Raw genomic sequence first — 12,171 nt, 5'->3', positions numbered from 1 at the left:
TTCATACGGTGTCCAATGCGTCTTAGTGGGCCACGCCGAGATAGGCGTTGATGACATCCTGATTGCTGCGCACCTCGTCGGGCGTGCCGTCGCCGATCTTCTTGCCGTAGTCGAGCACCACCACGCGGTCAGAGATATCCATCACCACGCCCATGTCGTGCTCGATCAGTACGATGGTCGTGCCCAGCTGGTCGTTGACGTCGAGGATGAAGCGGCACATGTCCTGCTTTTCTTCCACGTTCATGCCGGCCATCGGTTCATCCAGCAGCAGGATTTCCGGTTCGGCCACCAGCGCGCGGCCCAGCTCCACCCGCTTTTGCAGGCCATAGGGCAGGCGCCCCACGGGCGTCTTGCGGATGGCCTGGATTTCCAGGAAGTCGATGATCTCCTCGGCCTTTTTGCGGTGCTCGATTTCCTCGCGCCGCGCCGGACCCCAGTACAGGGCTTGCAAGAGGAAATTCGACTTCATCTTCAGGTTACGCCCCGTCATGATGTTATCGAGCACCGTCATGCCCTTGAACAGGGCGATGTTCTGGAAGGTGCGCGCGATGCCGGACTTGGCGGCCGCGTAGCAATCCATGCCGCGCCGGTGCTCGCCCCGGTAAATGATCTCGCCCTGCTGCGGGCGGTACACGCCGTTGATCACGTTCAGCATCGAGCTCTTGCCGGCGCCGTTCGGGCCGATGATGGCGCGGATTTCATGCTGTTTCACGTCAAACGAGATGTCGGTCAGCGCTTTCACGCCGCCAAACGACAGCGAGATGTTCTTCAGGTCGAGGATCACGGGCCCCGTCTTGCGGGCCGTGCCGAAATGGGCGTCGGGTTCGTTCATTTGCATCGTGCTGTGCTCCATCATGCGGCCAGGCCCTGGGGCCGATACGTTTTGCTGTCCCAGATCTGCAGGTCGGCGCTGGTCGAACCGGTGCGGCCGTCCTCGAATTTCACCTGGGTCTCGATGTATTGCGTTGCCTTGCCTTCATACAGGGCGGAAATGAGCACCGCGTACTTTTCGGCGATGAATTTGCGGCGCACCTTGCGCGTGCGCGTCAGTTCGTCGTCGTCCGGGTCGAGTTCCTTGTGCAGCACCAGGAAGCGGTGCACCTGCGTGCGGTCCATCAAGGGGTCGGCCGCCAGTTCCGCGTTGACTTGCTCGATGCAGTCGCGGATCAAGCCGTAGGTTTCGGCGCGCGCCGCCAGATCGGTGTAGCCGGCATACGCGATGCCGCGCCGCTCGGACCAGTTGCCCACCGCTTCGATGTCGATGTTGATGAAGGCGCACACCTGGTCGCGCGCATGGCCGAAGGCCACCACTTCCTTGATGAAGGGGAAAAACTTGAGCTTGTTTTCGATGTAGTTGGGCGCGAAGATGGCGCCGCACGTCAGCTTGCCGACGTCGGCCGCGCGGTCGATGATTTTCAGGTGGCCTTCGCTATCAAACACGCCAGCGTCTCCCGTATGGAAGTAGCCGTCGGCATCGATCACTTCGGCAGTGGCATCGGGACGCTTGAAGTAGCCGCTCATGGTGGCCGGCGACTTCACCAGCACTTCGCCATTGGCCGCCAGTTTGACTTCCACGCCCGGTGCTGGCAAGCCCACGCTGTCGAACTTGATATTGCCATCCGGCTGCAGACACACATAGGCGCAGGTTTCGGTGGAACCGTACAATTGCTTGAGATTGACGCCGATGGAACGGTAGAAGCGGAACAGGTCGGGGCCGATGGCGGCGCCGGCCGTATAGGCGACGCGCACGCGCGACAGTCCCAGCACGTTTTTCAGGGGGCCGTAGACCAGCAGTTCGCCCAGCTTGTAGCTGAGGCGGTCCGCCAGCGACACGGGCTTGCCATCCAAAATCTGCGCGCCGCAGCGCTTGGCCACGTCCATGAAATGGCTGAACATGTGTCGCTTGATGCTGCTGGCGTCTTCCATGCGTATCATCACGCTGGTGAGCATGTTCTCGAACACGCGCGGCGGGGCAAAGTAGCAGGTGGGGCCGATTTCGCGCATGTCGATCATCACCGTGTCGCCCGATTCGGGGCAGTTGACGGTGAAGCCGGCAACCATGGCTTGCGCCAGCGAAAACAGGCAGTCGCCCACCCACGCCATGGGCAGGTAGGACAGGATGTCTTCGTCGTCTGTGAGCTTGTCGAAGGCCACGCCGCCTTCGCCGGCGGCCAGCAGCGCTGTATGGCTCTGGCATACGCCCTTCGGCTTGCCCGTGGTGCCCGAGGTGTACAGGATGACGGCCGAATCGTGGCCAGCGCCGGCTTCCACCTGGGCCTCATAGAAGCCGGGATGTTCGCGGTCGTAGGCCCTGCCGAGCACCTGCAGGGCGGCAAAGGACGTCAGCTCCGGCTGGCGGTAATGGCGCATGCCCCGTTCATCGTCGTAGGCGATGTGGGCAATGTGCGGGTACAGCGCTTTCAGTTCGAGCAGCTTGTCGACCTGCTCCTGGTCTTCGACGATGGCGTAGCGGATTTCCGCGTCCTGCAGTACGTAGGCCATGTCGGCGGCCGGCGCGTCCTGGTACAGGGGCACGGGCACGCCGCCCAGGCTTTGCGCGGCCAGCATGGCCCAGTACAGGCGGGGACGGTTGTCGCCGATGATGGCCAGGTTCATGCCGCGCCGGAAGCCGATGGCAGCCAGGCCGCAGGCCAGGGCGCGCACCTCGTCGTTAACCTCCAGCCAGGTCCAGGTTTGCCAGATACCCAGATGTTTTTCGCGAAATGCGGGCTTGTCGGATCGTACTGTCCCGTGTTGCAATAAGCGCCGCGGAAAAGTCGGCATCGTTGCTGTGGTAGTCGTTTGCACCAGTGTCTCCCTGTTGCTTGTCTCAGGCTCCATCTCGTTGGATGGCGCTCTGTGTTTTTATGTGTAAGGCGTTTGTGCAATGATAGTAGCTTGCGTTAGTTTGCCAAGTTGTCTTTTCGGGGACATTTACCCACTTTTCGATGGTGCATCGCACAATGACCTACCCTGATATCAGTTTGAAGGATGCCGTGCGCGCGGCCAACTGGGCGCAGCTGCTCGATCGCGTGCAAATGGCCCGGGTCGAGGCGGATGTGTTTGAAACCTTCGTGCCGAAAGGCGGTTTTGTCTGCCGCAAGGGCGAGCCGGTGGATAACTGGATCGGCGTCATCAGCGGCATGGTCAAGATGAATAATTTTTCCGCCTCCGGCAAGGCCATGACCTTCATCGGCGTGCCGCCCGGCAGCTGGTTTGGCGAAGGTTCATTGCTGAAGAATGAAATCCGCAAATACGACACCATGGCCCTGCGCGACACGCGCGTGGCGCGCCTGCCCGGCGCCACTTTCCACTGGCTACTGGAAACGAGTCTGCCATTCACGCGTTTCCTGTTGATGCAGCTGAACGAGCGCCTGGGCCAGTTCATCGGCATGGTGGAAAACGAGCGCTTGCTTGACCTGAACACGCGCGTGGCGCGCTGCCTGGCCTCGATGTTCAACTCGCACCTGTACCCTGGCGTCGATACGCTGGTGCAGTTGTCGCAGGAAGAGATTGGCCTGTTGTCGGGGTCCTCGCGCCAGCGCGCCAACCAGGCCTTGCAGGTGCTGGAAAAGAAAGGCTTGCTGCGCCTCGATTATGGCGGCATCCGCGTGCTGGACCTGGAAGGCTTGCGCCGCTACGAGGCCGATGATGGCGAATGAGGTCTCGCTCGACGACGTGCGGCACCTGACGGAACAGCACTATCAATCGTTCCTGCAGGCGCGCCTGGCCGGCGCAAAGGCGCTGGCGCGGCTGGATGCGGCGATGCAGGCACGCCATGCCCTGCTGCCCATGCCGATTACCCTGAGCGAACTGGCCTTGCTGCCGCAGTTGCGCGACGCCTCCTTGCTGGCGCTTGCCAGCTCGCCGCACAGCGTTCACTGGAGCCGCGACGACATCGGCGCCACGGATCCCGCGCAGGTATTGGCCGACGACGCGGCGTATGCGGATTTTTCGCGCGCCATCCTGGAAGAAGCGGCTGCGCACATCGCGGCCATCCATGCCTGCCAGCTGCCGTATGTGGCCGATGCGGCCTTCGCTACGGCCGATTCCGGCGTGCTGGCGCGCGCCGCGCGGGTGGCTGCCTACCGCGACGAGGGCTGGTTCGCGCCCGTCATCGCCACCTTGCTGCCGCAGGTGTGCGTGGCGCCCGGCACGGCCAAAAGCGCGCCGTCGCAGTCGCTGGCCATGGCCCTGGGCCATGGCGTGGAAACCATCCCGACGCAGGCCAGTGTGCAAGCCCTGCGCACAGCGCTGGAGCAGGTGCGCCACGCGGGCATCAGGAAAAAACTCGAACGCAACCTGAAACCGGCTGAAAAGGCGTTGCGGGTGCGCAGTGCCTTACCCGGGCTAATCGGGGTATCATAGGCGCTTCCCAGCACCGCTCTTTTCGTCCCCATGCAGACACCTGACCAAGCCACTCCCGCCTCCCGTTTGTCGCAACTGCGCAGCGCCATGCACGCGCAGCGCATCGACGCCTGCATCGTGCCATCGGCTGACCCGCATCTGTCCGAGTACCTGCCGGCCCGCTGGCAGGGCCGCGAGTGGCTGTCCGGCTTCACGGGTTCCGTCGGCACCCTGGTCGTGACGCAGGATTTTGCCGGCGTGTGGACCGATGGCCGCTACTGGGAACAGGCGGAAGACGAACTGGCCGGCAGCGGCATCGTCCTGAAAAAAATCCCCTCGGGCGCCAGCGTGCTGTATATCGACTGGCTGGGCGAGACCATGCAGCCGGGGCAGACGGTGGCCGTCGACGGCGCCGTGCTGGGCCTGGCCAATGCGCGCCTGCTGCAGCAGGCGCTGGGCGCGCAAGTGACCCTGCGCACGGACACCGATGTGCTGCAAGCCGTGTGGCCAGAGCGCCCGGCCATGCCCGCCGCGCCTGTGGTCGAGCATGCGGCCGGGTATCCATCGCTGTCGCGCATGGAAAAACTGGCGGCCCTGCGCGCCGGCATGGCGGCACATGGCGCCAGCCACCATGTGATTTCCACCCTCGACGATATCGCCTGGCTGTTCAATCTGCGCGGCGCGGACGTGAACTACAACCCCGTCTTCCTCGCGCATGCGCTGGTGGGTCCCGAGCGCGCCACCCTGTTCGTCGCCGACGGCAAGCTGCCCGCCGCGCTGCGCGCCACGCTGGAGAACCAAGGTGTGGACGTGGCCGCGTATGACCGCACAGCGGCCGCGCTGGCCGCCCTGCCTGATAGCGCTACCTTGCTGCTCGATCCGCGCCGCATCACGTTCGGCACGCGCCAGGCCGTGCCCGAGGGCGTGCGGGTGGTCGAGGCCATCAACCCGACCACCCTGGCCAAGTCGCGCAAGACGGATGCCGAAGCGGCGCACGTGCGCGCCACCATGGAACAGGACGGCGCAGCCCTGTGCGAGTTTTTCAGCTGGCTCGATGCCACTCTGGCCGACCCGCAGCGTGCACCGTTGACGGAGATCGGCATCGACGAACACCTGACGGCCGCCCGCGCGCGCCGTACCGGTTTTGTCAGCCCCAGCTTCGGCACCATCGCCGGCTTCAATGCGCATGGCGCCATCATGCATTACCACGCGCATGCGGGCACGGAAGCGACAATCGAAGGCGACGGCTTGCTGCTGATCGACTCGGGCGGCCAGTATTGGGGCGGCACCACGGATATCACACGCGTGGTCCCCGTCGGCACAATCACGGCCGAGCACAGGCGCGATTTCACCCTGGTCTTGCGCAGCATGATCGCCCTGTCGCGTGCGCAGTTTCCGCGCGGCGTGAAGTCGCCCATGCTCGATGCGATTGCGCGCGCACCGCTATGGGCCGAGGGCATCGACTTTGGCCATGGCACAGGGCACGGCGTGGGCTTTTTCCTGAATGTCCATGAAGGCCCGCAATCGATTTCCCAGTCTGCCATGCCGGAGCCGCAGACAGCCATGGAGACAGGCATGATCACCTCCATCGAACCGGGCATCTACCGTCCCGGCCAGTGGGGCATCCGCATCGAAAACCTGGTGCTCAACGTCCCCGCTGCGTCTTCGCAGTTCGGCGACTTCCTGCGTTTTGAAACGTTGACCCTGTGCCCGATCGACACGCGCTGCGTGGAACGGTCGCTGCTGCGCGACGACGAGGCGGCCTGGCTTAACGACTACCACGCCACCGTGCGCGCGCGCCTGTCGCCGCACTTGGCGGGCGACGCGCTGGCATGGCTGGAACAGCGCACGGGAGCCATCTGATGCGCTCGACCCGCGCCACTTCCGCCATCGAGCGGCTCAAGGAACGCACCGGCCACCGCCTCTACACGATGGCGCGCACGGGCGATGAACTGTTCTTCCTCACCGAAGGCCCGGGCTTGCCGCCCCTGTGCCCGCCGCTGGAGCTGGATGCCTTTGTCGCCTTCGTGAATGGGCTGGGACCGCAAAAGGCGCGCCGCGTCAGCAAGCTCGACGTGGCGTTTGAAAAGCAGCTGACCAAAAAGCCCTAGATGCCGACCATCGACTTCCTGCGCGCCTACTGGTCGCCGGCCGAGCTGGCGACGAATGGCGTAATCCTGCTGAACCTGCTTGGCGCGCTGCTGCTGGGCTTGCTTGTGGGTTACGAGCGTTCATATCACGGGCGCGCGGCGGGCATGCGCACCTACAGCCTGGTCTGCATGGCCTCGGCGGCGTTGACGGTCCTGGGCGGCTATCCCGAGTTCTGGTACGGAGGCCATGGCGCCATCGTCGGCAGCGACCCCACACGTGTCATCCAGGGTATCGTCACGGGCGTGGGCTTTCTGGGCGCCGGCGTCATCATGCGCGAGGGCTTCAATATCAGCGGCCTGACGACGGCTGCCTCGATCTGGGCCTCGTCCGTGATCGGCATCATGGTCGGCATCGGCTTTTATCTGTCGGCCATGGGGCTGGCCTTCCTGTGCGCGATGGCGATGATTTTTCTGTCAAAATTGGAGAACTGGCTGCCGTCGCGCCACGCAGTGGCCATCACCATGCGCTTCAAGCAAGGCTTTGTTCCGCGCGAAGATGCGTTGCGGCGCATGGCCGCCAAGCGCGGTTATGACATTGCCGGCGGCTCGCTGACGATCGGCAGCACCGACGGCATGCAGGAATGGCGCTTTGTCGCCATCGCGCATGGCAAGAATACCGGCGCCAGCCTGTCGGCCATGTCGGCCGAACTGGCCGCCTTCGAAGGCATCGCCGGCTTCCAGCTGTCGCACGCACGCAACTGAAAAGGATGGACATGGACGCACAGGCCCAAGACGTACTCGATTTCTGGTTCCTGCCGCCGGATAACCCTGGCTACGGCCAGTCACGCATGGAATGGTTTCGCAAGGATGACGCCTTCGACGCGCGGATAGGTGCGCGTTTCGGCGCGCTGATCGATGCGGCCGTCGAGGGCGGCTTGCACGCGTGGAACGCGACGCCGCACGGCGCGCTGGCGCACCTCATCGTGCTCGATCAGTTCACGCGCAATGTGTACCGTGGCACGCCGCGCGCCTTTGCCGGCGATAGCCAGGCGCTGGCGCTGGCCGTCGCCTTGACGCAAGCAGGGCAGGACCAGCAGCTGCCGCCGATGCTGCGCGCCTTTGCCTACCTGCCGTTCGAACACGCGGAAGACCTGGCCATGCAGGCGCGCGCCGTCGAGCTGTTCCAGCTGCTGTCGCAGGCGCAGCCCGGTTTTGAAAGCATGCTCGATTATGCGCAGCGTCACCAGGAAGTGATCGCCCGCTTTGGCCGCTTCCCCCACCGTAACGCCATTCTTGGCCGGCCCTCCACGCCGGAAGAAGTGGAGTTCCTGCGCCAGCCCGGTTCCAGCTTTTAGGTAGTCATGAACGTCACCCTGAATATCATCGGCGCCGGCCATGTGGGCCGCGTGCTGGGCCGCCTGTTCGCCGGCGTGGAAAGTACGAACGGCGGAAAAATCCTGGTGCAGGACGTGCTGACGCGCTCGTTGGCGTCGGCGCAGGCGGCCGTGGATTTCATGGGCGCCGGCACCGCCGTCGCCAGCTATGCGGCCTTGCGGCGCGCTGACGTCACCATGCTGGCTGTGGCGGACGACCAGATCGGCCCGGCCTGCGCGGCGCTGGTGGCCGAGGGACGCCAGGCGGGCGCCATCGTGTTCCACTGCAGCGGTGCGCTGGCCTCCAACGTGCTGCTGGCGGCCACGCAGGCCGGTGCATCGGTGGCCAGCGCGCACCCGATCCGCAGCTTTGCCGACCCGCAGCAGGTGGCCGCCACCTTTGACGGCACGTTTTGCGGCGTTGAAGGCGATCCGTTGGCGCTGGCCTTCCTCACGCCAGCCTTGATCGCCATCGGAGCGCGTCCCGTGCCCATCGATCCGGCCGCCAAGACCCTGTATCACGCCGCTGCCGTCTTCGCCAGCAATTACCTGGTGACCGTGCTCGATGCCGCGCTGCGCGCCTACCAGGCGGCCGGCATCCCGGAACCGGTGGCGCGCGAACTGGCGCAGCCCCTGGTGACGGAAGCGGTGGCCAATGTATTTCGCCTGGGCGCCGCGCCCGCGCTGTCCGGCCCCATCGCACGGGGGGACTCGGCCACCGTGCAACGCCAGCAGATGGCGGTGCAAAGCTGGGATGCCGCCACGGGCGAGTTGTACCGCGCGCTGGTGGCGCCCACGCAAGATCTGGCAAGGCGCAAGCGCGAGGGATGAATCAGGCGGCGTGCACGCCGTTGCGTCCCTGCTGTTTTGCCTGATACAGCGCGCTGTCGGCGCGTGAAAAGAAGGCTGACTCGCTTTCGTCGGGCCGGTATTCGGCCACGCCCAGGCTGATCGTCACTGGTAGCTGCGGCGCGGGCAGGCCGAAATCGTGCTCCTCGACGGCGGCGCGCAGGCTTTCCGCCACTTCCACCGCTTTGGCCAGGCTGCAGTTATTCAGCAGCACCAGGTATTCCTCGCCGCCCCAGCGCGTGATGACATCGCTTTCGCGTACGGTGGCGCGCGCCACGTCGGCCACGCCACGGATGACCTTGTCGCCCCACAGGTGGCCGTGGGTATCGTTGACGCGCTTGAAAAAATCGATGTCGAACAGGATGGCCGACATCGGTTGTGCCGTGCGCTTGGACAAGAGCATGGCGCGCTGGAACAGCAATTCCAGCGATTGCCGGTTCAGCAAGCCCGTCAGCGCATCCGTCGAGGCGATGCGTTCGATGCGGCGCTGGTAGCGGTTCACCGTCAGCAAGGTCAGCACCAGTACCAGCAGGGTCACGCCAAAGCTGATGGCCAGATTCAGGATGAACACGCCCTGCAGCGACTTGACTTCGTCGCTGACATTCTGCTCGACCACCAGGTACCAGCCCAGTTCGGGAATGAAACGCGAGTTGACGAGGATTTGCGCGTGGCCCAGCTGGTACGACAGATGCGTCGGTGCGCTCTGGTGGTTGATGATCTGGTCTGCAATGGCGTTTACGCCTGGCAATTTGCGGATGTTGCCGTGACCTTCGCGCATGGTCTTGCCCGATAGCACCAGGGTGCCTGCGCCGTCGACAAAATAGATGTTGCGGTGGAAGCGTACCTGGTAGCGGTCGATGATGTGGCTCATGGTGTCCAGGGTCAGGCCAATGCCGGTGGCGCCGATGAACTGGCCGTTGTAATCGACCACGCGATGGTTGATGAAGATGGTCATGCTGTCACGGTTGGCCATGTCCACATCGACATTGGTTTCATAATCGGTGCTGTCCATGGCGCGCACGCGGTAGTACCAGATGTCGCGCGTTGCTTCCGGGCTGACGGATTTCAGGGTGCCTTCCGCATAATAGTATTTGCTGCTCTTGTCCGAAACGAGAAAGCTGGTGATGGCGCCGTACTTCTTCTTGACTTCGGCCAGGTAGCGCACGATCTGCGCCGGCTTGCTTTCGCCGGCGAGTATCCAGTCGCGCACGAAGGTGTCGTGCGCCATCAGCGACGAGATGAAGACGGGGCGCAGCATGTCCTTCTGGATTTCGGAATAAATATTGTCGCCCGTCAGAGGCAAGGTCTGGTCGGCGATGCCATGTTCGATGGCCTGGCGCGAGGCCAGATAGCTGGCCAGGCTGGTGGCCATGAAGCCCGCGCCCAGGATCAGGGTCAGGAGGATGAGCAAGCGGTACTTGATCGACAGAAGGCGCATGGAGACGAGGAAGTGGCAGGCGGGAAGGCAATCTTTACGCTAGCCAAAAGTATGCAGCAGGCCGGGTATTGGCGCAATGATAACTGGCTTTATTGATAATTTACGCTTGTGTATGCAACAAGATAACCACGACTTACCAAATAAAAGTGCCGATTTGTCGACAAAGATGCAAATTAGCAATAAGATTTGACGAGGGGAATCATTGCGCACCGCCCCTGTCTTGCCGCCCGTTTTCGGCGCAGGACATCACGCGCAGGGAGTGTTGTATGTTATTTTTAAAGAGTACGTCTGTCAGCAAGGCCCCCGGCATTTATGAAGTCGACATCGCCGCCAAACCACCTGGCAAGACCTTTGGCGTTTTCCTCGCCACCGATCCCGATCATCCACCGCATGCCTTGCTGGGACAATTGAAGGCGCTCGGCTACGAGAACACCTATAGTTCGCCCTACCTGCACAAGGATGCGGGCAAGGTGCTGGACCTGCATTTCCAGAAGGATGGCACGGATATCTTCAAGGGCTGGAAAACCGAAGAATGCACGCATAACCTGGCAGCCATCACTGCCCTGTTCGAGGAGCACGGCATCACTATCGCGCCGCGTGTCATGTCGATGGCCGAAGCCTACGCCTGATTGGCGTTGTCGATAGTTTCAACCCACCTCCACGCCGATGTGATACAGCGCCCACGGGCAACTGGCGAAACGCTGGGCCAGGGGCAGCGCCGCCACGGCTGCGATGCGGTCGGCATCATGGATGGCCCATAGCGGCCCCAGGCCGCCCAGCGCCATCGCCTGCCCGTCCAGGTGGGTGGCGACAATAAAGCGCTGGGTGCGCGCCTGTACCACGGTTAGCGCCGCCGCATAGCCATCCACGGCGCGCAGCAGCAGGCGTACATTATCTCCCTCCGGGGCGCCCGCCTCCTTCAAGACATCGACCAGCAGCGGCCCACGCAGGGCATGCGCCTTGCCGTCGTATTCCAGGGTGGGGTGGATGGTGCGCGCCGGCAAGTTCGCCAGCGCCGCGAAGTCGAAGGCCCGCGCCCGCTCAAAACTGATCTTTTGCTTGTGCATCATCTGGTCGCGCACGGCGTCGAAGGGGCCACGGTTGGGCTTGTCTATGCTGCCTGTGATGGTCAGCAGGGCAGGACCGCGCGGGCCGGCGGGCGCCGACCGGGCGATGGCGGGCAGGGCCGCAGCGGCCATGCCGGCGGCGAGAAACTGGCGTTTGTGCATGCACCTCTCCTCTTGACTGAAAAACGCTAATGCTCTTAAGTCTATCTTAAGTTCGCTCAACGGTGCGTATTTTATGGTTATTGTCAGTTTGGAATGTTCACTTACATCTTGTCACAGTTCTTACGGGATCGAGAAAGACGTAGCTTTTTCCGGCTGTTAATGTGTAGTCATCGCACTTCGCTGAACTGCGAATCCAGGCATGTCAACTAATTGAGAGAGAGAACATGATGAAGAAGAAAATCCTGTTTGCAATGATCGCTTCCGTTACCGCACTGACCGGCATGAGCGCCGCGCACGCCGAAGGCGCCTATGTGGGTGCTGGCGTCACGGGCAACCGTTATAACTTCGATATTCCTGGCGCCACCAGCGCCGATAACCACAGCGGCTACAAGGCAGGCGCCAAGATCTTCGCCGGTTACGATTTCGATAAGACCTGGGCGGTCGAGGGCGGCTATGCCGATTTCGGCAGCAAGGATTACAGCTATGTCACCGGTGCCGGCAACGGTTCCGTGAAAAGCGACTCGCACGGCTACTACCTGGCCGGCAAGGCCACCATGCCGGTGACCGACAAGGTCGGCGTGTTCGGCAAACTCGGTGTGGCCAAGGTCAAGAATAGCTTGAGCGGCACGGGCCTGTCGACCGGCATCAGCGGCAACGACAAGACGGGCGTGTACGCTTCCGTCGGTGCCCAGTACGCGATCAACGAGAAAGTCTCGCTGACGGCGGAAGTGGAACACTTCGGCAAGAGCGCCGACCAGGGCCGCAAGGCTACGGGCCTCGCTTTAGGCGCACGCTACAACTTCTAATGGTTTAGAAGTTTGCTGAAAAAAAAGGCAGTTACCGCG

13 protein-coding genes are annotated in these 12,171 nt (G+C 63.1%); 9 read left to right on the top strand and 4 right to left on the bottom strand.

Annotated features, from left to right (window positions below):
* Positions 1-22 precede the first annotated feature (22 nt).
* The gene (locus C8C89_RS03940; RefSeq protein ID WP_029496076.1) at positions 23-838 is read right to left on the bottom strand and encodes an ABC transporter ATP-binding protein; all 816 of its coding nucleotides are present in this window, start codon (positions 836-838) and stop codon (positions 23-25) included.
* A 14-nt stretch (positions 839-852) separates the two neighbouring features.
* On the bottom strand, positions 853-2,784 hold the full coding sequence (locus C8C89_RS03935; protein ID WP_133993127.1) for an AMP-binding protein: 1,932 nt from the start codon (positions 2,782-2,784) through the stop codon (positions 853-855).
* Between the two features lie 254 nt (positions 2,785-3,038).
* On the opposite strand from C8C89_RS03935, the gene C8C89_RS03930 reads away from it, so the two are divergent.
* The 7 genes from C8C89_RS03930 to C8C89_RS03900 are packed head-to-tail and all read left to right on the top strand — an operon-like array spanning position 3,039 to position 8,641.
* Positions 3,039-3,662 carry a Crp/Fnr family transcriptional regulator gene (locus C8C89_RS03930; RefSeq protein ID WP_243858244.1) on the top strand — a complete coding sequence of 208 codons (624 nt, stop codon included), beginning with the start codon at positions 3,039-3,041 and terminating at the stop codon, positions 3,660-3,662.
* Positions 3,649-4,368, top strand: coding sequence for a hypothetical protein (locus tag C8C89_RS03925; protein ID WP_133988945.1), 720 nt, complete (start codon positions 3,649-3,651; stop codon positions 4,366-4,368). Before C8C89_RS03930 ends, C8C89_RS03925 begins: the two co-directional genes overlap by 14 nt.
* 30 nt (positions 4,369-4,398) lie before the next feature.
* The gene (locus C8C89_RS03920; protein WP_133988944.1) at positions 4,399-6,210 is read left to right on the top strand and encodes an aminopeptidase P family protein; all 1,812 of its coding nucleotides are present in this window, start codon (positions 4,399-4,401) and stop codon (positions 6,208-6,210) included.
* Complete coding sequence (locus C8C89_RS03915; protein ID WP_071079957.1) at positions 6,210-6,458, top strand: hypothetical protein; 249 nt, start codon at positions 6,210-6,212, stop codon at positions 6,456-6,458. The genes C8C89_RS03920 and C8C89_RS03915 overlap by 1 nt, the downstream gene beginning before the upstream one ends.
* Complete coding sequence (locus C8C89_RS03910) at positions 6,459-7,199, top strand: MgtC/SapB family protein (RefSeq protein WP_101483406.1); 741 nt, start codon at positions 6,459-6,461, stop codon at positions 7,197-7,199.
* A 5-nt stretch (positions 7,200-7,204) separates the two neighbouring features.
* On the top strand, positions 7,205-7,792 hold the full coding sequence (locus C8C89_RS03905) for a DUF924 family protein (protein ID WP_133988943.1): 588 nt from the start codon (positions 7,205-7,207) through the stop codon (positions 7,790-7,792).
* Between the two features lie 6 nt (positions 7,793-7,798).
* Positions 7,799-8,641, top strand: coding sequence for a Rossmann-like and DUF2520 domain-containing protein (locus tag C8C89_RS03900; protein ID WP_133988942.1), 843 nt, complete (start codon positions 7,799-7,801; stop codon positions 8,639-8,641).
* 1 nt (position 8,642) lies between these two features.
* On the opposite strand, the gene C8C89_RS03895 is transcribed toward C8C89_RS03900, so the two are convergent.
* A complete protein-coding gene (locus C8C89_RS03895) occupies positions 8,643-10,097 on the bottom strand; it encodes a sensor domain-containing diguanylate cyclase (RefSeq protein ID WP_133988941.1) in 1,455 nt (484 codons plus the stop codon).
* A 266-nt stretch (positions 10,098-10,363) separates the two neighbouring features.
* Between C8C89_RS03895 and C8C89_RS03890 the strand changes: the two genes are divergently transcribed.
* On the top strand, positions 10,364-10,726 hold the full coding sequence (locus C8C89_RS03890; RefSeq protein WP_101483410.1) for a hypothetical protein: 363 nt from the start codon (positions 10,364-10,366) through the stop codon (positions 10,724-10,726).
* 18 nt (positions 10,727-10,744) lie between these two features.
* Here C8C89_RS03890 and C8C89_RS03885 read toward each other — a convergent pair whose 3' ends face one another.
* A complete protein-coding gene (locus C8C89_RS03885) occupies positions 10,745-11,326 on the bottom strand; it encodes a molybdopterin-dependent oxidoreductase (RefSeq protein WP_133988940.1) in 582 nt (193 codons plus the stop codon).
* 224 nt (positions 11,327-11,550) lie between these two features.
* Between C8C89_RS03885 and C8C89_RS03880 the strand changes: the two genes are divergently transcribed.
* A complete protein-coding gene (locus tag C8C89_RS03880) occupies positions 11,551-12,132 on the top strand; it encodes a porin family protein (RefSeq protein WP_034752848.1) in 582 nt (193 codons plus the stop codon).
* Positions 12,133-12,171: the final 39 nt, after the last annotated feature.

It is taken from the genome of Janthinobacterium sp. 75 (assembly GCF_004365495.1).
Taxonomy (GTDB): domain Bacteria; phylum Pseudomonadota; class Gammaproteobacteria; order Burkholderiales; family Burkholderiaceae_D; genus Janthinobacterium.
This window is presented reverse-complemented; position numbering and strand designations above follow the sequence as displayed.

Excerpts from the sequence above, each read along its gene's own strand:
- C8C89_RS03940 (WP_029496076.1), bottom strand. The coding sequence starts at position 838 with ATGCAAATGAACGAACCCGACGCCCATTTCGGCACGGCCCGCAAGACG.
- C8C89_RS03935 (WP_133993127.1), bottom strand. The coding sequence starts at position 2,784 with ATGCCGACTTTTCCGCGGCGCTTATTGCAACACGGGACAGTACGATCC.
- C8C89_RS03930 (WP_243858244.1), top strand. The coding sequence starts at position 3,039 with ATGGCCCGGGTCGAGGCGGATGTGTTTGAAACCTTCGTGCCGAAAGGC.
- C8C89_RS03925 (WP_133988945.1), top strand. The coding sequence starts at position 3,649 with ATGATGGCGAATGAGGTCTCGCTCGACGACGTGCGGCACCTGACGGAA.
- C8C89_RS03920 (WP_133988944.1), top strand. The coding sequence starts at position 4,399 with ATGCAGACACCTGACCAAGCCACTCCCGCCTCCCGTTTGTCGCAACTG.
- C8C89_RS03915 (WP_071079957.1), top strand. The coding sequence starts at position 6,210 with ATGCGCTCGACCCGCGCCACTTCCGCCATCGAGCGGCTCAAGGAACGC.
- C8C89_RS03910 (WP_101483406.1), top strand. The coding sequence starts at position 6,459 with ATGCCGACCATCGACTTCCTGCGCGCCTACTGGTCGCCGGCCGAGCTG.
- C8C89_RS03905 (WP_133988943.1), top strand. The coding sequence starts at position 7,205 with ATGGACATGGACGCACAGGCCCAAGACGTACTCGATTTCTGGTTCCTG.
- C8C89_RS03900 (WP_133988942.1), top strand. The coding sequence starts at position 7,799 with ATGAACGTCACCCTGAATATCATCGGCGCCGGCCATGTGGGCCGCGTG.
- C8C89_RS03895 (WP_133988941.1), bottom strand. The coding sequence starts at position 10,097 with ATGCGCCTTCTGTCGATCAAGTACCGCTTGCTCATCCTCCTGACCCTG.
- C8C89_RS03890 (WP_101483410.1), top strand. The coding sequence starts at position 10,364 with ATGTTATTTTTAAAGAGTACGTCTGTCAGCAAGGCCCCCGGCATTTAT.
- C8C89_RS03885 (WP_133988940.1), bottom strand. The coding sequence starts at position 11,326 with ATGCACAAACGCCAGTTTCTCGCCGCCGGCATGGCCGCTGCGGCCCTG.
- C8C89_RS03880 (WP_034752848.1), top strand. The coding sequence starts at position 11,551 with ATGATGAAGAAGAAAATCCTGTTTGCAATGATCGCTTCCGTTACCGCA.